The organism is Halostagnicola larsenii XH-48, assembly GCF_000517625.1.
Lineage (GTDB): Archaea > Halobacteriota > Halobacteria > Halobacteriales > Natrialbaceae > Halostagnicola > Halostagnicola larsenii.
Window position 1 is genome coordinate 2446101 of the sequence record NZ_CP007055.1, and the last position, 17944, is coordinate 2464044.

General features: G+C 63.4%; 21 protein-coding genes. 8 read left to right on the forward strand and 13 right to left on the reverse strand.

The annotated features are described in order from the left end of the window. Positions 1-158: 158 nt before the first annotated feature. From HALLA_RS12355 to HALLA_RS12365, 3 genes are all read left to right on the forward strand, one after another. The gene (locus HALLA_RS12355; protein WP_049953642.1) at positions 159-1238 is read left to right on the forward strand and encodes a DUF5787 family protein; all 1080 of its coding nucleotides are present in this window, start codon (positions 159-161) and stop codon (positions 1236-1238) included. Between the two features lie 121 nt (positions 1239-1359). Next, positions 1360-1974 carry a Yip1 family protein gene (locus HALLA_RS12360; protein ID WP_084569009.1) on the forward strand — a complete coding sequence of 205 codons (615 nt, stop codon included), beginning with the start codon at positions 1360-1362 and terminating at the stop codon, positions 1972-1974. A 61-nt stretch (positions 1975-2035) separates the two neighbouring features. Next, positions 2036-2857 carry a hypothetical protein gene (locus tag HALLA_RS12365; protein ID WP_049953644.1) on the forward strand — a complete coding sequence of 274 codons (822 nt, stop codon included), beginning with the start codon at positions 2036-2038 and terminating at the stop codon, positions 2855-2857. 8 nt (positions 2858-2865) lie between these two features. On the opposite strand, the gene HALLA_RS12370 is transcribed toward HALLA_RS12365, so the two are convergent. The 3 genes from HALLA_RS12370 to HALLA_RS12380 form a co-directional block, all read right to left on the reverse strand. Beyond that, on the reverse strand, positions 2866-3690 hold the full coding sequence (locus HALLA_RS12370) for an MBL fold metallo-hydrolase (RefSeq protein WP_049953645.1): 825 nt from the start codon (positions 3688-3690) through the stop codon (positions 2866-2868). A 2-nt stretch (positions 3691-3692) separates the two neighbouring features. Next, on the reverse strand, positions 3693-4142 hold the full coding sequence (locus tag HALLA_RS12375; protein WP_049953646.1) for a DUF2237 family protein: 450 nt from the start codon (positions 4140-4142) through the stop codon (positions 3693-3695). 148 nt (positions 4143-4290) lie between these two features. After that, a complete protein-coding gene (locus HALLA_RS12380; RefSeq protein WP_049953647.1) occupies positions 4291-5700 on the reverse strand; it encodes an ATP-binding protein in 1410 nt (469 codons plus the stop codon). Positions 5701-5863: 163 nt separating this feature from the next. On the opposite strand from HALLA_RS12380, the gene HALLA_RS12385 reads away from it, so the two are divergent. Next, positions 5864-6232 carry a universal stress protein gene (locus HALLA_RS12385; RefSeq protein ID WP_049953648.1) on the forward strand — a complete coding sequence of 123 codons (369 nt, stop codon included), beginning with the start codon at positions 5864-5866 and terminating at the stop codon, positions 6230-6232. A 2-nt stretch (positions 6233-6234) separates the two neighbouring features. Next, complete coding sequence (locus HALLA_RS12390; protein WP_049953649.1) at positions 6235-6801, forward strand: GNAT family N-acetyltransferase; 567 nt, start codon at positions 6235-6237, stop codon at positions 6799-6801. A 56-nt stretch (positions 6802-6857) separates the two neighbouring features. Here the strand turns inward: HALLA_RS12390 and HALLA_RS12395 are convergent, their stop codons facing one another. After that, positions 6858-7316 carry a universal stress protein gene (locus HALLA_RS12395; protein WP_049953650.1) on the reverse strand — a complete coding sequence of 153 codons (459 nt, stop codon included), beginning with the start codon at positions 7314-7316 and terminating at the stop codon, positions 6858-6860. 117 nt (positions 7317-7433) lie between these two features. On the opposite strand from HALLA_RS12395, the gene HALLA_RS12400 reads away from it, so the two are divergent. Further along, the gene (locus HALLA_RS12400; protein WP_049953651.1) at positions 7434-7898 is read left to right on the forward strand and encodes a universal stress protein; all 465 of its coding nucleotides are present in this window, start codon (positions 7434-7436) and stop codon (positions 7896-7898) included. A gap of 23 nt (positions 7899-7921) precedes the next feature. On the opposite strand, the gene HALLA_RS12405 is transcribed toward HALLA_RS12400, so the two are convergent. The 5 genes from HALLA_RS12405 to HALLA_RS12425 all read right to left on the reverse strand — a co-directional run bounded on the left by HALLA_RS12405 (position 7922) and on the right by HALLA_RS12425 (position 12343). Beyond that, positions 7922-8677, reverse strand: a complete 756-nt coding sequence (locus HALLA_RS12405) for a LysR family transcriptional regulator (protein WP_049953652.1) — start codon at positions 8675-8677, stop codon at positions 7922-7924. Between the two features lie 46 nt (positions 8678-8723). Beyond that, a complete protein-coding gene (locus HALLA_RS12410) occupies positions 8724-9491 on the reverse strand; it encodes an amino acid ABC transporter ATP-binding protein (protein ID WP_049953653.1) in 768 nt (255 codons plus the stop codon). Beyond that, a complete protein-coding gene (locus HALLA_RS12415; RefSeq protein WP_242406167.1) occupies positions 9488-10198 on the reverse strand; it encodes an ABC transporter permease in 711 nt (236 codons plus the stop codon). The genes HALLA_RS12410 and HALLA_RS12415 overlap by 4 nt, the downstream gene beginning before the upstream one ends. Continuing rightward, complete coding sequence (locus tag HALLA_RS12420; protein ID WP_049953654.1) at positions 10195-11121, reverse strand: substrate-binding domain-containing protein; 927 nt, start codon at positions 11119-11121, stop codon at positions 10195-10197. Before HALLA_RS12420 ends, HALLA_RS12415 begins: the two co-directional genes overlap by 4 nt. Before the next feature lie 301 nt (positions 11122-11422). Beyond that, on the reverse strand, positions 11423-12343 hold the full coding sequence (locus HALLA_RS12425; RefSeq protein WP_049953655.1) for a substrate-binding domain-containing protein: 921 nt from the start codon (positions 12341-12343) through the stop codon (positions 11423-11425). Between the two features lie 196 nt (positions 12344-12539). On the opposite strand from HALLA_RS12425, the gene HALLA_RS12430 reads away from it, so the two are divergent. After that, positions 12540-13766 carry a DHH family phosphoesterase gene (locus tag HALLA_RS12430; protein WP_049953656.1) on the forward strand — a complete coding sequence of 409 codons (1227 nt, stop codon included), beginning with the start codon at positions 12540-12542 and terminating at the stop codon, positions 13764-13766. A 43-nt stretch (positions 13767-13809) separates the two neighbouring features. Here the strand turns inward: HALLA_RS12430 and HALLA_RS12435 are convergent, their stop codons facing one another. Both HALLA_RS12435 and HALLA_RS12440 read right to left on the reverse strand, forming a co-directional pair. Further along, positions 13810-14502, reverse strand: a complete 693-nt coding sequence (locus tag HALLA_RS12435) for a hypothetical protein (protein WP_049953657.1) — start codon at positions 14500-14502, stop codon at positions 13810-13812. Between the two features lie 70 nt (positions 14503-14572). Further along, positions 14573-15025 carry a DUF5807 family protein gene (locus tag HALLA_RS12440; protein WP_049954116.1) on the reverse strand — a complete coding sequence of 151 codons (453 nt, stop codon included), beginning with the start codon at positions 15023-15025 and terminating at the stop codon, positions 14573-14575. Positions 15026-15142: 117 nt separating this feature from the next. Here HALLA_RS12440 and HALLA_RS12445 point away from each other — a divergent pair, with 117 nt between their 5' ends. Next, complete coding sequence (locus tag HALLA_RS12445; RefSeq protein WP_049953658.1) at positions 15143-16024, forward strand: CheF family chemotaxis protein; 882 nt, start codon at positions 15143-15145, stop codon at positions 16022-16024. 211 nt (positions 16025-16235) lie between these two features. Here HALLA_RS12445 and HALLA_RS12450 read toward each other — a convergent pair whose 3' ends face one another. After that, on the reverse strand, positions 16236-17444 hold the full coding sequence (locus tag HALLA_RS12450; RefSeq protein WP_049953659.1) for a chemotaxis protein CheC: 1209 nt from the start codon (positions 17442-17444) through the stop codon (positions 16236-16238). A gap of 6 nt (positions 17445-17450) precedes the next feature. After that, positions 17451-17807 (reverse strand): chemotaxis protein CheY, encoded by a 357-nt coding sequence (gene cheY / locus HALLA_RS12455; protein ID WP_049953660.1) that lies wholly within the window; start codon positions 17805-17807, stop codon positions 17451-17453. Positions 17808-17944 lie beyond the last annotated feature (137 nt).

Sequence of the window (17944 nt, forward strand, 5' to 3'; positions counted from 1 at the left end):
GTTCTCGGCCCGAATCCCCCGCCGGAAACGTACTCGAGTAGCAGTCGGTCGTCCCGGCTGGTAGGTCACACGGTTCGGGAGGTGAGCGACGATCCGGAAGGGAGATCACGGTTCGAGAGATCAGACCGCTTTTTGCGTTCGTCCCCCTCTCAGCAATCGTGTCCGAGTTTGCGTTCGAACTCGAGTTGTGCGCCCACCTCGAGTCGGTCGGCCGTCCCGAAACTGCCGACACCGACATCGTCGCGCGCCAGCTCGGCGGTGCCGTCGCGAAACCGGGCGGGCGCATCCTCGATATCGTCTGCGTCGAGCCGGGACCGGCGTTCGAGGATCGGCTGGCGCTGACCAGCGAGACGATCCCCGACGCCGCCATCGAAGCCGACGTCGGCCCCGGAACGGCCCGCTACTGGAAACGGGCGTTCCCCGACGACTGCCATCCCGAGCGCGCCAAAAGCGCCGTCGAGCGCGCCCTCGAGATCGACTTCTTCGAGGCCGACCTGCGAAACGGTCGCCGGTACGTCCGGCAGGTCGCTCGCTACCCCGACTGGTACGGACGGATCGTCGGCATCGAGAACAAGCCGGATCTGGGAACGCCCGGCGACCTCGAGGCCCAGCTTCGAACCGACGCGAGCCTCGGGCTGGTCGACGAGGCCGTCCTCGCGACCGAGAGCTACGTCACGCGGGCGCACCTCAATCGAATCCCCGAGGAGATCGGCGTCTGGCGCGTCTCGAGGGGAGAGAGGAGCGAAGGGAGCACAGCCGGGGCCCTCGAGATCGAAGTGATCCGGGAGCCGACGCCGCTTGCCGTGGACGAACCGGGCGTCGAGCCGCTCGAGTATCAGCCGGGCCACACCGATATCGCGATCGTCCCGCCGGAGCGAAAGGCCCGGACGCGCAGACGGATCGCCGAACGAGCGTTCGGCAAGGGGTGGCGAACGTTCCGGTTTCCCGACTGTGAGGCCTGCGAACCGACGAACGACGGCGGTGGCGAAACGTCGGACGCCGTAGGCGATGGACGGCCCGGCGACTCCGGATCGGGGGCGACGACGCCGCTGCCGTTCTGTCAGTGGAAGGGCCGAGTCGTCGACGCCGAATCGGAGTGTGGACCCGCGTGTCCGGGCTACAAGCCGGGGGCGGAACCCGAAATCGACCTCGAGACGGAACGCGACCGGCGAACGCCGTGGCGGCGCGACCCGAGCGGGCGACGGCGACGCCAGTCCGGATTGGATCAGTTCGGATAGCTCGAGGAAGCGAGTCGATTCGATCAGGGACGTTCTCACGGGCTCGAGGATGCATGCGGGTGGCGTCTTCGATCAGAGATCATGACAATATATTTATATTACCGGTCGGAATGACGATTCGATGCCTCCAAAATCCCCGCTCGTTCATCCACGCGAGTACTTTCAGAAACGGTCTAATTCACTTCGTTTTGGTTTGGCAATCGTCGTACTGTACGCCGTCGCGACGACTGTGCTGATATGGCTCATTATGGATCAGTTACTCGCACAGATGGAAAACGTCCCCAGCGGTGCCACGGACTATATGAACGAACTCCTGAGCACGGCAGCGGTATTGAACCTCGTGATGGTCGCCATCTCACTGCTCGTCATCGCCGCGTTCATGCACTATTCCTGCGGTGGAAGCGACACCGACGGCTCGTTCGAAGACGCCGTCGCGGTCGCCGGATGGGCCTACGCGCCCAATCTCCTCGAGCTTCCCGTCCGATATCTCCTCGCGCGAAACACGATCGCCAGTCTCGAACTGGACCTGGAAAATATACAGCAGGCCACGGCTGAAGTTCAATCTCTCGAAGGAGCGCTCACGTTCCCGACGTTGCTGACGAGTATCGTCGTGGTCGGGTGGAGTATCTACATTCTCTCGAAGGGAACCGCCGGAACGCACGACGTCGCTCTCGAGAAAACGTTCCTGCCGGCGGTCGTCGTCGGTGTCGTTGCACTGGTCTTCGAACTGATCTGAGACGACGGCGGACTCAGCGAGCATACTAGACTATTAGTTAGTTCAAATTCACGTATCGGGTATGCCCTCCGACACCGACGATTCCCCGCGTCTCCGACGACGAACCGTGCTGGCTACCGCCGGTCTCGTTGGTCTCGGTGGCGTCGGCACCGTCTCCGGCTACCGGGCGCTCGCTCGCGAGCGCGAGGACGCCGAACTCGAGCGGACCCTGACCGTCGACGAGGAGTTCGACATCGACGAGAATCCGCCAGATCCCGCCCCCGAAGCACACGAACCCGATCGGCCCGATGGAGCCTTCCAGCAGTGTGAGCCGAATCCGGATCGACTGCGTTCGGGGAGCCACATCGCCAATCTCTCGATGATCGACGCGTGGAACGAACTGTACCGAATCTGGGGAGACGGGGCCGACTCGAGCGGCGTCGACGTCCAGAACTCCATCAGCCTCGAGAAGGCGTCGGATCGCGTCGATGGCTCGTATCTCTACGGCGTTCGACTGTACTCGCAGTGTCACGTCGACAGCGGCCGCTTCGAGCGGTTGCGCCTCCGACGGCTCGAGCACGAACTCGCCGTCGATCCGGCTATCGAGGTTCGGTCGGTGCTTCCGGAACGACCGATCACCCCCGACAGCGGCCAGTGTGAGATGGGGTTTTCGACCGAACTCGAGAGCGGCTGGGCGGCTGGCTACGAACAACACTGGCCGGCGGGCGAGGGGACGATCACCGCCGAGCACGACGACGCCGTCACGCTCTCGCTCGAGGGGTCCATCTCGGACTCGGCGGCGATGCAAGGCCTGCTCGAGCTTCGAAGCGACCGTCAGCTGGTCGAGATAGGCGATGTATTCACGTGGACGGTTCGCGGCGAAGCGACCCACCGCGGGTTGTAACCACCGAATCAGAGGTCATACTGCTCGCCGTCGATCGCCAGCGGCTCTTCGAACGCTTCCTCGGCCGGGTAGTAGTGAGCGAGGTGGACCAGCCGCGTCCGATCGGCGTTCAGTTCGGCGGCGAGTTCGAGCGCGCCCTCTCGGGTCATGTGCTTCGTTCCGAACGTTCGGGGGACACCCTCGTCGTTCTCGTGGTGGCCGCCGATCGGGTGGAACTCACAGAGGTGGGCAGGCACGATCGCGTCGGCAAGCAGGAGGTCCGGATCGTCGAGGACCGCTCGAGACTCCTCGGGAACGTCGTAGCTCGTATCGCCCGAAATCGACAGCTTCGCCCCCGTTTCGGGATCCTCGATCGCCAGGCCGTAACAGACCAGCGGCGGATGAGTCACGGGGGCGAGCGTCACGTCTAACCCGCAGATGCGAACCGGCTCGAGCGGCGTCGTCGGGTGGACCGTCACCGGATCGAGGTAGTGGTAATCGCTTTCGACCGTTTCGGCGACGCTCTTGCCGGTCTCCGGGTCGGTTTCGTCCGCCGCGTAGACGTCGAGTTCGTCGATAACCCGAAAGACGTTGCCCAGGCCGTCGAGGTGGTCGAAGTGAATGTGCGTGACGACCGCGGCGTCGGGCAGCGGAACGTCCTCGCGCAGAAACTGGTAGCGAAAGTCGGGGCTGAAATCGATCAACAGCGATTCGTCCGTTCGCTCGTTCTCGAGGTGGACCGAAAACCGGGTGCGTTCGACGCCGCGCGCTCGAGCGGCCTCGCAGGTGTCACAGTCACAGCCGACGGTCGGGGTTCCCGTCGTGTCGCCGGTCCCGAGTAACGTGACCCGCATCGTCACGTCTCGCCGTCGACCGAGCCGCGGCTCTCGCCCGTATCTGTTCGTCCATCGTCGGTCCGCCACGCGTCGCTGACGCGCGCCCGTTCGTACTCGTGCTCGCGCAACAGATCCGGATCGACGTCGCGAAGCACCGCTTCGTTGGTCGCCTCGAGAACCACCGGCGGGGCACAACCGGCTTCTTCGGCCTCGAGCCACCGGCCGAGACAGAGACACCAGCGATCGCCCGGCTCGAGGCCGGGGAACTCGAACTGGGGTTTGGGGGTCGTCAGGTCGTTGCCCTGTGTCGCGCTAAAGGTGAGAAACTCCTCGGTCATCACGGCACAGAGTTCGTGTCGGCCGCGGTCGCCCTCGACGCGCCGACAGCAGCCGTCGCGGAGAAATCCCGTCTCCGGATCGGCGCTACAGGGCTCGAGTTCGGTTCCGTAGACGTTCCGATCGGTGGCCATACGTGCAGAATCGAACGGGGGGACGAAAAGCGTGGCGTCAGCACTCGCGGGGAGAACCGCTCGAGAAAGCAGGGCGTCGAGTCAACAATCCTGATTAGACCAACGAACGAGCGGGACAGCATCAGTCGCGGGAACGAACGGGACCGCCTCAGTCGTGGCTGTGGTCGTGTGTGTGAGCGTGGTCGTGGTCGTCCTCGCCGCCACTGCTGTCGCCGCCGCCGATGTCGCCGCCCGCGACCAGCGCGTCGTGGTCGCCGTCGATCATGTCCATATTCTTCAGGTTGTCGCGCTCTTCGAACTCCTCGACGGCGTTGAGGAGGTCTCCCTGGGTGAGTTCCCGACGGTTTTCGGTCAGGGCCTCGAGGACGGCCTCTCGGAGCACCATTCGAAGATCGCTCCCGGTGAGCCCTTCGGTCGCCTCGGCGATGACTCCGGGATCGAACTCCTCGATGTCCATCGTGCTCGTGATCACCTGCAAAATGTCCGAGCGCATTCGAGAGTCGGGTTTCGGGAAGTTGACGATTTCGTCGAAGCGTCGCCACGCCGCGGCGTCGAGTTGGTCGGGGTGGTTGGTCGCCCCGATGAGCAACACGTCGTCTTGAATCAGGGAGATGTTGTCAATGCTCTTCAAGAGCGTGTTGACCGCGCGTTTGAGCGCCGCGTGCTCGTCGCTTCGTCGAGTCTTCGCGACGGAATCGAACTCGTCGATAAAGAGGATACACGGCGAGAGCCGCTTTGCGACCTCGAAGGTCTTGTCGACGTTCTTGGCCGTCTCGCCCAAGTACTGACTCGTGATCATCGAGAGTTTGACCTCGACGAACGGCAGGTCCATGTCTCGAGCCAGCGCCTGCGCGGTCGAGGTTTTCCCGGTCCCCGGCGGCCCGACGAACAGGAGCTTTCCGATCTCTCGGAGCCCGATGTTCGCGAGGTAATCGCGGTGTTCGATCGCCTTCGCGATCTTGTCGATTTCGTCCTCCTGACTCTCGGTCAACACCAGATCGTCGAGCGTGATGTCGACCTCTTCGGGCGCGCGGATCTCGACCAGGTCGAGCATGTCGTCGTCCTCTTCCTCGTCGAAGTACTCCTCGAGCAGCCCGTCGATCCAGACGCGGTCGGCCTGGATCGGCCGATTTCGCTCTCTGGCTTCCTCGTGGTCGACGTCGAGGTCCTCGTGGTCCTCGAAGTGCTTTGCGAGGGTCGGGTTCTCGAGTACCCGCTCGTCGCTCGCCCGATCCGCGAACCAGTCCTCGGCCATGTCCCGCTGGGTGAGCGAGACGGTTCCGGAGAACTCGTCTCGGTCGGTGAACATGAGGTCGCCGACGGCGTTCCACGGAGCCTCGACGCCTGTCGCCTCCCGAATCGTCTGATTGGTCGCCGACAGCGGTCGGGTAATTCCGCCCTGGCGAGCGCCACCCTGTTCGTCGGCGTCCCCTGTACCACTGGTCCAGAACACTTGCCGAACGCTGGGTTGCAAGTCGTTCTCGTCTAGCGATCTGTCGTCTGAATATACGCTCGTCGTGAGCAAGAACTCGACGACATCGAGCGCCGCATCACTCATTCCGTGATGCTATTGGCCACACGGCCTTAACGCCGTCGTCACGCACAGATCGTGCACTTCGACCCTGCGAGTCCCACGCAAATTTTGACGTTCTCACACGAACCGGGCGTCAGAACCCGGGAGTGGGCACAATAATTTTCGTCCGTCAGAACGCAGACGAGGTATGAAGGTACTACTGGGTCTCGCCGGGAGCGACGAATCGATCAAGACGCTCCGGCAAACGATCGATCGAACGGCAACCGTCGGTGACGACCTCACCGTCGTCATCGTCGACAAACCCGAATCGAAGCGATCCCAAACGGAGATGCGCGAGCAGGCTGAAACGTTGCTCTCTGAGGCCGGCGTCGACGCGCCGGTCGAGACGCTCGAGGGCGACCCGGGAAGCGCGCTCGTAAACTTCACGGAGCAGGGCGAGTTCGATCAACTGGTCATCGGCGGCGGCACCGTCAGCCCGATGGGGAAGATCAGACTCGGCCCGATCGCCGAGTTCGTGCTGTTGAACGCACCGACGACAGTCAAACTGGTGCGATAACGATGGTGCAAACGCGAGAGTACTCGGACGAACCATCCGGACCGTTTCCGAGGCCGCCCGGTTCCTTCGAGGACGGCGATGGGCGAACGATCGACCTCGAGGCACCGACCGAAGTCGACGACGAGCTGCTCGAGAACTTAGTCGAGATGTACGACGCGTTCGACCCGGTCGACCGCGCACAGGGGATCCCGCCGACGGGCGAAGGGCGGATTCGCAACTGGCTCGAGTCGATCGTCGACATCGGCATCAACGTCATCGCCCGCCACGACGGCGACGCCGTCGGACACGCCACGCTCGTTCCGGATTCGGACGACCCGGAGGCGATCGAAGCGGCCAGCGATATCGAGTGGGAACTCGCGATTTTCGTCCTACAAGACTACCAGCGGGCGGGGATCGGAACCCAGTTGCTAGAGCACCTCCTCGGGCACGCAAACGACCTCGGCATCGAACGCGTCTGGCTTACCGTCGAACGGTGGAACGGCCCCGCGATCGCACTCTACGAGCGGGTCGGGTTCGACCAAACGGGAAGCGAGAGCTTCGAACAGGAGATGACGATCCGACTCGAGTGACTGCAACGCAGTCGAGGGCGACGATTCTATTTTCGCGGTAGAAAGGCTAAAACGGATCAAACCGACAGCACTGGTTGGCTCGCGTATGCGAGCACGTATTCGGCGGCCCTCTCGAGGATATCCGCGTCCGAATCGGTGACCGACTCTCGCGGGAGAACGATGAAGTCCGCGCCGATCGCATCGGCCGCGTCGAGGACGGCGCTCCCGGGGTGGCGCGTCTTCTGTGTCTGTGAAAAGCCGTGGGTCACCGACCGCGAGTACGCGACGTCGGCGTCGTCGGCGAGCTGGGCGATGTCCGCGAGGAAGTCCTGCGTGCTCTCGGCGATGTCGGATTCGTCGACGGTTCCGGCGTCCATCCCGCGGACGACGCCGCGTCCGAGAATGTACAGCGTGTGGACGGACGCGTCGTAGCGATCGGCGACGGCGACGGCGTACTCGGAGGCGGTAGCTGACTCGACACTGCCGTCGACCGGTGCCAGAACGGTATCGACGGTGACGGGATCGCTGGCGTCCATGCTCGTGAGTGTGTACCCGGTCTTCAAAAAGCCACCTCCTGTTTCGCACCCGATCGACCTCACGGTCCGCTGGTGCGCTGCTGTACGTTTATATCGGAGCGGGCGTAACGTCCCCGTATGTTCGAAACGGTCGTCGTCGCAACTGACGGCTCCGAGAGCGTAAAACGTGCCGTCGACGTCGGACTCGACCTCGCGAACCGCTTCGATGCGACGGTTCACGCCCTGTCGATCATCGACGCGGGCGAAGTCGACGCCTCGCCCGAACAGCTCCGCGAGGAACTCGAGACGGCCCTCGAGACGCACGCCGACGCCGCGCTCGCGACCGTCGAAGAACGGGCGTCGCTCGATCTCACGACCGCTATTCGAGAGGGCCGTCCCGCTCGGGAGGTCTGTTCGTACGCGCGCGAGATCGACGCCGACCTCGTCGTGACCGGAACGCGCGGTCGCCACGGCGAGAACCGCCTGCTGCTGGGCAGCGTCGCCGAGCGCGTCGTCCGAACCTCCCCCGTTCCCGTCCTGACCGTTCGACAGCTCGATCCGTCCGACGGCGGGTCGACTGGAGAAGACGCAGTCAGCGCCTGAAAACGCGGTTGGGGTCGAACCCGTTACTCCGAGTGATCATCCGCAGACGGAGCGGACGCCATCGGAATCGCCCGCGCTGCGGTCGCTTTGAACGAGGCGCACAGCGTCTTTCCGACCACGATTTCCAGCGAGTCGACGCTCTCCTCCGTGATGAGCGTCTCGAGTTCGATATCAGCGATCGACTCGGAGCCGGCCGTCGGTTCGCAGGCCCGCTCGAGTTCGAGCGTGACCTTCGCGACCCCCGCGTTCGAGTCGACCGACGAGACCGTGCCGGTGAACCGGTTGCGAAAACTCGTTTCTCCGCCCGTCGACGACTCCTCGGGATCCGAAAGGACGACCGCATCCGAACGAACGCCGACCTGGACGGTCGTCGCGCCCGCCGGAACGAGCGCCACCACGGGGCCGACCGCCGTGTCGACGGTCCCGAGCGTTCCCGTCCGCTCGCGAACCGTTCCCGCGAACACCGACTCGGTCGCGCGAGCGACGCCGTCGAGTTCCGTCCGGTGGCGTTCGAACTGCCGGCGGACCTCGAGCGCCGTCGACGTGAGCTCCGTACCGCCGCCGTCTTTGCCTCCACGGCGACGCTCCGTGAGGTCGCCGAGCGCCCCCTCGAGTTCGACGATCCGCTGCTGGAGGCGGGCGTACGATCGCCCGAGGGCGTCTGCCGCGGCGTGCATCGAGCCGTGTTGATCGATCGCCTCGAGCATCTCGATATCCCGCTGATCGATCGTGACGCCGTCGACGGACAGTTCGGTCTTGTACCCCTTCTCGAGCGTCATTGTGTGTACACCTCGTCCCGTCTCATCAGTACCTCGTCCCGTCTCATCAGTAGATCAGTTCCCCATCGATAAATTGCTGCGTGCGGTCGTCCTCGGGATCTTCGAAGATTCGATCCGTCTCGCCGACTTCGATAATGCCGTCGCCGAGGATCACCGCGACCTGATCGGCGATTCGCCGAGCCTGATTCATATCGTGGGTCGCGATGGCGACGCCGATGCCGCGGTCGCCAGCCTCGCGGACCGCGTTCTCGATCACCGCGGTGTTTCGCGGGTCCAGATCCGAGGTCGGTTCGTCGAGCAGGAGGAAGTCGGGGTCGTACGCCAGCGCCCGGGCGAACGCCACCCGCTGGGCCTCCCCGCCCGAGAGCGAGCCCGCGTGCTGCTCGAGTTTATCCTCGAGCCCGACGGTTTCGAGCGCTTCCATCGCGTCGCTCGTCCCGTTTCGCAGGCCGACGAGGTCCGCGACCTCGCGGCGGAGTCGATCGGCCCACGACCGGCGAACGTGAAGGCCGTACTCGGCGTTTCGTCGAACGCTCGCGTCGAAGAGGCTCGCCTCCTGAAACACCATGCCGATGCGGCGTCGGCATTCGAGGCGGCGCTGAGCGGACGCCCGCCACACGTCGGTGCCGCCGTACTCGAGCGAGCCGTCTCGCGGCGGTTCGAACAGGGCGAGCAGCCGCAAGAGCGTGGTCTTGCCGACGCCTGAAGGACCGATGATAGCGACGACCTCCCCCGGCGGAACTGCGAGCGAGACGTTCTCGAGGATCGTCTCGTCGCCGTAGCCGTGCTCGACGCCGACGGTTTGCAGCGTCATCGGTACCCCCCTTCGTCGCCGCCGAGTCGAACGACGACCGCGTTCACGAGCAAGACGAGCGCGACGAGGATCGCACCGAGGATCATCGCCGTCTCGAAGCGGCCCTGTCTGGCCTCGAGCTGGATCGCCGTCGTCAGCGTTCTGGTCACCGATTCGCCGTCCGCGCTCGCGATGTTCCCGCCGACCATGAGAACGCCGCCGACCTCGCTGATCGCCCGGCCGAAACCCGCGAGAACGGCGGTCGCGAGCCCGTAGCGAGCTTCCTTGATCGTCACGAGAGCGACGTCGACGCGCGTACCGCCCATCGCGAACGCGGCGTCTCTGACTCGCTGTTCGACGCTCGAGACCGCAGCCAGACTCACGCCCGTGATGACCGGGATCGCGAGGACGATCTGGGAGAGGATCATCGCCTCCGTCGTGAAGACGAGCTCGAGCGGGCCGAGCGGGCCCTCGTTCGAGACCGTAAAGAGCACGACGAGGCCGACGACGACGCTCGGAAAGCCCATGCCGGTCGTGATGATCGACGTCAGGAGATGTTTCCCGCGGAAGTCCCGAAATCCGACGAGCAACGCGATCGGAACGCTCACGAGCGTGCTAATAGCTACCGCGGTGAGGCTCACGTACAACGAGACCTCGATGATGCTTCTGATGTAGAGCCACTCGAAGGGGAACTCGGCGACGAGCGGGTCGAACGCGCCGACGATCACGATACCTCCTCGAGTGCGGTCTCGGTCGAATCGTTCGAACTTCGCGGGGAGTACTGCTCGAAATTCGGCTCTTCTGCGAGCGCGTTCGGATAGAAGAGCTGTTCGCCGTCGACGGTATACTCCGCGACGATCTCCTGTCCCCGTTTCCCGGTCAGAAATCCGATGTAGTACATCGCCAGTTCGTACGCCGCGCTGGGTTCGCTCGCGGGATTGACCGCGATGATACCGTAGGGGTTCTCGAGCGCCGGGTCGCCGTCGGTGACCGGCCCGTCGACGAAGCGCTCGAGATCGAGTTGCTCGCGCGTATCGATGAAATTGCCGCGGACGGTGAGCAGGTACGAGTCGCGCTGGTCCGCCTGGACGAGCGTCTCGCCCATCCCCTGGCCCGTCTGGCGGTACCACTCTCCGTTCGGGTCGATCCCGGCGTCGTCCCAGATCTCGCGTTCTTTGATATGCGTGCCGGAGCGATCCCCTCGAGACAAAAACGACGACTCGGTCGACGCAATCCGTTCGAACGCCGTCGCCGCATCGTCGACGGAAGCGATCGCCGCCGGATCGTCCGCGGGACCGGCGATAACGAAATCTCCCACCGCGAAATCGCGGCGGTTGATTCCGTCCCCGGTTCGGATGAACTCGTCCTCGAGCGAGCGAGCGTGGGCCATGACGGCGTCGACGTCACCGCGTTCGCCGGCGGCGATCGTTTCGCCCGTCCCACCCGAAACCGCCCGGACGGTCACGCCGTAGGCCGACTCGAACGCCGAGTGGAGTTCGTCGACCAGTCCCGAATCGTACGTACTCGTGGTGACTGCGACGGTGAGTTTCCCGGATGGGCCGTCCGACGCCGATCGATCCCGACCCAGACAGCCCGCCGACGCCGCCGAAATCCCGACCCCGACGAGAAGCGAGCGGCGTGGTATCTCCATGGAAATCACGGTGCCGGGAGAGCGTATAGACGTTACGGTTTTCGAAACCAGTAGAGATGTCGACTTCGTCAAGATGTAACCTATATAAGTTACGTCAGATCGGACTCGAGTCAGTTTAACTGCTCGTTCGGGGCTCGGTCGAACTGCGGAGTTCGTTCGGCAAGGGTTCGTTCGGCAGGGAGGTGATCGCGTCTCTACGAGCACGCGTATTCACTTCCCTCGGGGCTGATTGTGCCACCGTCGTGGCGTTCGTATCCGGTTCGGGTCGATCAGACGCGATGAATCTCGACGGACCGCGCCGTTACTCCCCATCGCTTGCGCTCCACCCCTCGGGAACGTACTGCTGGAAGTCCGGATCCTCGGAGAGCGCTTGCGGGAAGAACAACTGTTCGCCGTTGGCCGTGAAGTTCTCGATGAGTTTCTGGCCCTCGGGCCCCGTAACGTAGCCGATGTAGGCCATCGCCAGATCGTACTCGACGTTGTCGTGGACAGCTGGGTTGACGGCGACGATTCCGTACGGGTTCTCGAGGAGTTCCGGCCCGCCCTCGATGGGGCCCTGCACGTGAATTTCGAGGTCGAGTTCGTCTTGCATCGAGAGATACGTTCCCCGATCGGAAAGCGTGTACCCGCCCTGTTGGTCGGCGTTTAACAACACATCGCCCATACCGTCCCCAATTTCCTGATACCAGTCGCCGCCGGGCTCGCTCGACGCTTGCTCCCAGATGTTCAACTCTTTGGTGTGTGTACCGGAGTTATCCCCGCGGGAGACGAACGTCGTTCCCGAATCGGCGATCGCATCGAACGCGCCGGTTACGTCCTCGCTGCCCGCAATACCGGCGGGGTCGTCGGCGCTCCCGACGACGACGAAATCGTTGAACATGAGATCTCGGCGGTTCACGCCGTAGCCGTCCTCGAGGAACTCGTCCTCGAGCGAGCGGGCGTGGACCATCACGACGTCGGAATCGCCGCGTTCGGCTGTCTCGAGGGCCGCGCCCGTCCCCTGCGAAACGGTATCGATAGTGACGCCGTATCGCTCCTCGAACGGGAGGTTGATTTCGTCGAGCAAGCCGGTATCGTAGGTGCTCGTCGTCGTCGACACCGTAAGTGTCGTCCCGTTAATTTCCGCGCTGCCATCAGTTTCTTCGTTTCCAAGACAGCCCGCCAGTCCGGCGGCAAGGCCGCCCCCCACTGCAGTGATAAACGTTCGTCGTTGTATCGACATGGATACCACGAAGAACGCCACCCTGAAATAGGTACGGGCAACCAGAAACCACAATCGGTTACCAGACGCCCGTATTAGTAACGGAATATGAGTATCGAAACCATCCCTCGTTACTTCCGGGAGGAGCGTTCATCATTCGCGGCGCTCGAGCGGCGATACCGGCGGGTTCTTCCGATAGCGTCTCTCAACTGACGGTATGTACGAAGATCTCATCGAGAGCGGCGAGTTATCCCTTGCCCGAAAGTCCGTCCTGCCGGGGACGGGGTTTTTCATGCCCGACGACCTCGAGGAGGACCTCGAGGAACAGGAAGCCAAATCAGCGCTCGAGGGCGCGGACGTCGCCGTCGTCGCCGATCCCGACGCCGACGGTCTGGCCTGCGTCGCGCTGTTGCGCGAAATGTACGGCGACGTGCAGAATATTCCAACGCCCGATGAGCGCGGCGAGGGAAGCGATGAGGACGAGTCAGCAGACGACAGCGAGGCGGGTTCCGACGCGGAGGACGACCTTCTCGAGGAGCCGGATCCGACCCCCCACAACGTCGCGCTCGTTCCGGGAAGCCCGCACAATCTCGAGGATTCCCTCCAGCAGGTCGCCGACCACGGCGTCGAGGGAATCGACCTCTACGTCTGTGACCTGTGTCCGGATCGCTACGAGTACGTCGCGGACGAACTCGAGGCGGCCGTCGAAACCGCGAGCAGCGTCGAGTGGTACGACCACCACCAGTGGGACGACGGCGTCGCCCAGTCGGTTCGGGACGCCGGCGTTTCCCTCGTCGTCGGCGACTCCGACGAGGAGTGTACCGCGGACGTCGTCTACCGCTCGCTCGAGTACGAGTTCGACGACAGGTTCGCGGAACTGGCCGCGGTCACCCGCGATCACGACCTCTGGCTCCGCGAGGACCCCCGCAGCGATGACCTCGCGGATTACGCCTACTGGACCGACCCCGCCGAGTACGTCGAGGTCGTCCGCGAGTACGGCGCTGACTTCCCCGAGTGGGTCGAGGCGTACATCGCCGAACGCAGAGTCGAGAAAGAGGCCCTGATCGAGCGGGCCGTCTCCCGCTCGGAACTTCGGGAGGTCGGCGGCTACACCGTCGGCATCACCTACGGCCGGTGCTCGCAGAACGAAGTTGCCGAAGCCATGCGGGAACAGGGTGCCGACGCCTCCATCATCGTCAAACCCGCCGGCTCGGCGTCGATCCGCGGGACCGACGAATTCGACCGCTGTCACGAGGTCGCCGGAAAGGTAAACGGCGGCGGCCACCCGAAAGCCGCGGGCTGCAAACCCGACATCTACGACGACATGCTCGACTACGCCAACCACTGGACGACTCGAGGATCGGTCGCCAAACAGGTCATTCTAGACGCGTTCGGTGCCGTCGTCGACGAGGAAACGCAAGAAGCGAGCGAAACAGCCGACTGACGCGACCGGGACCAACTGGCGGGACCAAGCGGAAGACGACTCCCTACTCTCGAGCGAAAAAACGGATCACGAGCTGTAGGACGTGGACGAAGACGCCGGCGACGGCGACGTAGACGCCGATAGTCTGGACCCCGACGGACATGTCGCGACGGTCCCGGAGACGCCAGATCTCCCAGCCGAGTCGCAGGACGAATCCGAGGAAGATCAGGACGAAACCGACCAGCAAGACCGGCTCGAAGAAGGTCCCGACGGCGACGGCGATCACCCCGCCGATAAACGAGTAGGTGGCGTACGATCCCCAGTGGTCGAACGATTTCGAGCGCGCGTAGACGTACCCCGCGACGAGCGCGGTCAAAATCGCGACGATGACCGCCGTCACGCCGAGAACCGTGAGTCGACTCTCGGCCGGAACGAACGAAAGGACGCCCGCGCCGAACACGCCGAACGCGAACTGCAGGATCACCATGCCGACGAAGGCGATGCCGAAGCTACCGCCCTCGACCCCCCGTTCGGCGATCAGTTCCCCGCCCGTGATCGCCACGCCGTAGACGATCACCCCGATGATCGGTGCCTGAAACAGCGTCTCGTTGATCGCCGCAAGCGGCGTCTCGGCCACTGCGGCCATCAGGGCGACGTTGATCGCCATCAGCACGCTCGCCCCGCCGATCACGCGAGCTTCGCGACTCGAGATGCCGAATCCACGGCCCGTTTCGTGCGGCGTTTCGACGGAACTCATAGGCGATCAAACCATACTGGGACGCAAAAAGCTGCCCCCTCAAGGTGATTCAAAAATGCCGACTCGCTCGTTACGGTTCCGCGGTCCAGCGATCCGAGTACGCCGTCCCACAGTCGCACTTCGCGTACGCGTGGACGACGTCTCCCTCGGCGTACAGCCCGCCGACGTCCTCGTTTTGCTCCTCGGCGAACGCGAACACGAACTGGACGCCGTGGTCTGTGGACTCGTCCGCGTCGCCTCCGCCATCGGAGTCGCCCTCCTCGGGGCAGACGCCATCGGTCAGGTCGTCGTCGATCTGACTCTCGGTCGCCATCGCCGATTTGGCGAAGGCCATCGCGTCCGTCCCCGTCGCGGCCTTGAACGCGTTTCGGCCGCTCTCGCCGTCGACGACGATCAGGACGCCGCCCTCGACCGGCTCGCCGAACTGCTCGAGGCGGTCGTCCTCGACGTAGGAATCGGCCAGAAACAAGGCGACGTCGTCGGGGCGCTCGCCCGCCAGAAACTCCGCGCGTGGATCACTCATGGCTCGACAACCGGTCTCGAGCGGCAAAAAGACCGTCATTGATCGCCAGCGGGCGAGCGCGTACCCGGCCTCGAGCATGTCCGAAAAGTTAAGAGAATCCAGTCAGTAGCAATTGCCATGGACGAGGATGTCGTCGCGGATATCACCGGTCGCTTCATCTTGAGCAACGGTGGTGAGAACGCGGGCAAACCCCTCGAGGGGCGGATCATCATGACCGAAAAGCGGGTCGTGCTCGCAACGGGGCAGACGAAAGAAACGGTCCCGTTGTCGAAAGTCATCGACGTGAACGTCGGGACGGTCCCCCAGCACGTCAAGCGCTTCTTCGGAGACACCGCGACGATCGGCTATCGAACCGACGACGGAACCCAGAGCGCGGTCATCGAAAGCTCCGACGAGAAGGTCGAGAAATTCGTCGCGATTCTCTTTCGCTGTCTGCTCAACGGCCAGAAAGTCGCCGTGAAACACCCGGCGCGGGTCGGCGGGCGAATCAAAGACACGAGCGTCGTCGTGGGGAAACTCCGCGTCAAGGACAGACAGGTCGAGGTGAAGACGAAATCCAGCGGCTTCGGTATCGACGTGGCGACGGTGATGAACATCGGCCGAACGAACAAGATCGGCGACAGCGACGACCGGGTGACGCTGGTCGTCAAACACACCGACCAGGAGTCGGGGCTGACACAGACCACGCAGATCGCGCCGGCCAAGAGCCAGTACGTGAATCTGCTCGCGCGATACTTCAGGCTCGAGTACGACGAGGTCCGCGAGGAGGTCGAGGAGATCGAACTAACCAATCCCGAAAAACGAGTGCTCGTCGGCGTTCACGCCACGGGCGGCGACATCGATTTCACGAATATGCTCGACGGCGACCCGGCCTACGTGACGAACGTCCTGAACTCGGTTCGGAACAAACAACTGGTCGTCGAGAACGGCGACGGACTCTCGCTGACGCCCCAGGGGCGCATCGTCGTCAGCCAGCGGATCGAAGACGTCAACGCCTGAAAGCGGCTTCAGGCGCGAGATCGGCCGCTCGAGTTCGAGAGCGGTCTCGAGTGCGGACGGCGCGTCGGGGACATCCTCAGAAATCGCTTTTTCTCCCCAGCGGACCCACCAACGACGTTTCAAACTGATGTCGACGGCGTCAGAACGGGTCGACGTAGAACAGGGGCCGGCGGCGTCAGACGAATCGACGGGAAAACAGGAGTCGACGGCGTCAGAACAGGTCGTTCGGATCGACTTCCGTGTTACCGGAGTTCTCGATGAGAATCTCGTCTAAGGCCTCCTCGAGTTCGTCCCGGCGCGGCAGGGCGAGCATCTGGCAGGTGAACACCCGATCGCTGTCCGTTTCGATGCTCGAGTCGAGCAAGAACGCGTGGTCGTCGGTCTGGGCGATCTGGGCGATGATCGGGCTCATGATCGACGAGCCGATATCCGCGACGAACTTCGGCGGCGAGTGTTTGATCTCCGCGTTCAACACGTTCGCCCAGCCGTCGATGAACCCGCTGGTCATGATGTTGCCCAGTTCCTGAAGGGCACCCTGTTCCATCTCGCCCCACTCGCCTTCGGTCTCCATCGGTACGAGCGAGTCGACGACCGCCCGTCCGGAGGGCTGATCGAAGAGGATGATCAGATAGCCGCTGAGTTTGCCCGTAAACTCCATGACGGTCCCGACGTAGCGTTTGGTGCCGACCTCCGCCGGAATGTCCTCGAGCGGGACGAGACTCAGCCGGCTAATGTTGACGCTCGTCTCGATGCCCGTCATCGAAGTGATGTTCGAGGCCGATTTCTCCGCCCCCTCCTTGGTCATCTCGTTGAACACCTCGAGTTTCTCGAAGGAGATGCTGGTGTCGGCCTGGGGCTCGAGGGCGGTCTCGAGGGAAGCCTGGTCCGGAACGAGCAGGATCCGGAAGTCGACGGGTTCGTTGACGCCGCCGCGGGAGGCTTCGACGCGACTGCGAAAGACCAGCAGGTGGCTGTCGCCCTCCGTCGCGGATCGTGGCAGGACTTCCGTTCCGGTCCCCTCGATGTAGCTCGGAGGCGAACTCTTGATCTTGGTGTTGAGGTGGTTGGCCCAGCCATCGATGAACCCGCTGGTCATGATGTTGCCGACCTCTTTGATGCTGCTCTTTTTCATCTCGGGGTCGTCGGCCGGGACGAGCACGTCCGTCACCGCAGTGCGGGCCTGCTCGTCGAACGCGAGGACTGTCTCCCCGCGGATTTCGCCCGACAGGTCGATGCTGACGCCCGCGTACTCGTTACCGATGAACTCGTACTGCAGATCGGCCGGGGACATCAACGAGACATCCGTCACTTCGACGCGCGTGCTGATTCCCGTCAGCTGTGAAAGTGATTTAACGGCCGACTGTGCGCCGTCGTGAGCGAGTTTGTTGTACGTCTCCAGGGCTCGAATATCGATTTCCATGGAATATTACCCGGCCGTGATGCTGTTGACTTCCTCGAGTACGCTCTCTTTCTGGAACGGCTTCGTGATGTAGCCGTCCGCGCCCGCTTTGATCGAGTCTTTCATCTGTTCTGCCTGCTCGACGCTCGTACACATGACGACGGTCGCGTCCGGGTCGAGATCCGTGATCTCGTCGGTCGCTTCGATCCCGTCTTTGATCGGCATGACGATGTCCATGAAGGCGATATCCGGCTGTTCCTGCTGATACAACTCGACGGCTTCGACGCCGTTTTCGGCCTCCCCGACGATGTTGTGCTCCTCCTCGAGAATTTCCCGGAGCAGATCCCGCATGAATCCGGAATCGTCCGTAATTAGTACGTCCATAAGCGGTTCGACACACTCAGCTTACTTAATAAAATTGGCCGTCGTTCCGCGAGAATTCCGAGGGCGATCGGGAGAACAGCTGAGACGAACTACTATCCTCAGAGGTACTCGCAGTTATATACGTCCCGGGAGGTCTG

Bases quoted from the DNA above. Each gene is read 5' to 3' on its own strand.
- HALLA_RS12360 (WP_084569009.1), top strand. From the start codon at position 1,360: ATGCCTCCAAAATCCCCGCTCGTTCATCCACGCGAGTACTTTCAGAAA.
- HALLA_RS12365 (WP_049953644.1), top strand. From the start codon at position 2,036: ATGCCCTCCGACACCGACGATTCCCCGCGTCTCCGACGACGAACCGTG.
- HALLA_RS12370 (WP_049953645.1), bottom strand. From the start codon at position 3,690: ATGCGGGTCACGTTACTCGGGACCGGCGACACGACGGGAACCCCGACC.
- HALLA_RS12375 (WP_049953646.1), bottom strand. From the start codon at position 4,142: ATGGCCACCGATCGGAACGTCTACGGAACCGAACTCGAGCCCTGTAGC.
- HALLA_RS12380 (WP_049953647.1), bottom strand. From the start codon at position 5,700: ATGAGTGATGCGGCGCTCGATGTCGTCGAGTTCTTGCTCACGACGAGC.
- HALLA_RS12385 (WP_049953648.1), top strand. From the start codon at position 5,864: ATGAAGGTACTACTGGGTCTCGCCGGGAGCGACGAATCGATCAAGACG.
- HALLA_RS12390 (WP_049953649.1), top strand. From the start codon at position 6,235: ATGGTGCAAACGCGAGAGTACTCGGACGAACCATCCGGACCGTTTCCG.
- HALLA_RS12395 (WP_049953650.1), bottom strand. From the start codon at position 7,316: ATGGACGCCAGCGATCCCGTCACCGTCGATACCGTTCTGGCACCGGTC.
- HALLA_RS12400 (WP_049953651.1), top strand. From the start codon at position 7,434: ATGTTCGAAACGGTCGTCGTCGCAACTGACGGCTCCGAGAGCGTAAAA.
- HALLA_RS12405 (WP_049953652.1), bottom strand. From the start codon at position 8,677: ATGACGCTCGAGAAGGGGTACAAGACCGAACTGTCCGTCGACGGCGTC.
- HALLA_RS12410 (WP_049953653.1), bottom strand. From the start codon at position 9,491: ATGACGCTGCAAACCGTCGGCGTCGAGCACGGCTACGGCGACGAGACG.
- HALLA_RS12420 (WP_049953654.1), bottom strand. From the start codon at position 11,121: ATGGAGATACCACGCCGCTCGCTTCTCGTCGGGGTCGGGATTTCGGCG.
- HALLA_RS12425 (WP_049953655.1), bottom strand. From the start codon at position 12,343: ATGTCGATACAACGACGAACGTTTATCACTGCAGTGGGGGGCGGCCTT.
- HALLA_RS12430 (WP_049953656.1), top strand. From the start codon at position 12,540: ATGTACGAAGATCTCATCGAGAGCGGCGAGTTATCCCTTGCCCGAAAG.
- HALLA_RS12435 (WP_049953657.1), bottom strand. From the start codon at position 14,502: ATGAGTTCCGTCGAAACGCCGCACGAAACGGGCCGTGGATTCGGCATC.
- HALLA_RS12440 (WP_049954116.1), bottom strand. From the start codon at position 15,025: ATGAGTGATCCACGCGCGGAGTTTCTGGCGGGCGAGCGCCCCGACGAC.
- HALLA_RS12445 (WP_049953658.1), top strand. From the start codon at position 15,143: ATGGACGAGGATGTCGTCGCGGATATCACCGGTCGCTTCATCTTGAGC.
- HALLA_RS12450 (WP_049953659.1), bottom strand. From the start codon at position 17,444: ATGGAAATCGATATTCGAGCCCTGGAGACGTACAACAAACTCGCTCAC.
- cheY (WP_049953660.1), bottom strand. From the start codon at position 17,807: ATGGACGTACTAATTACGGACGATTCCGGATTCATGCGGGATCTGCTC.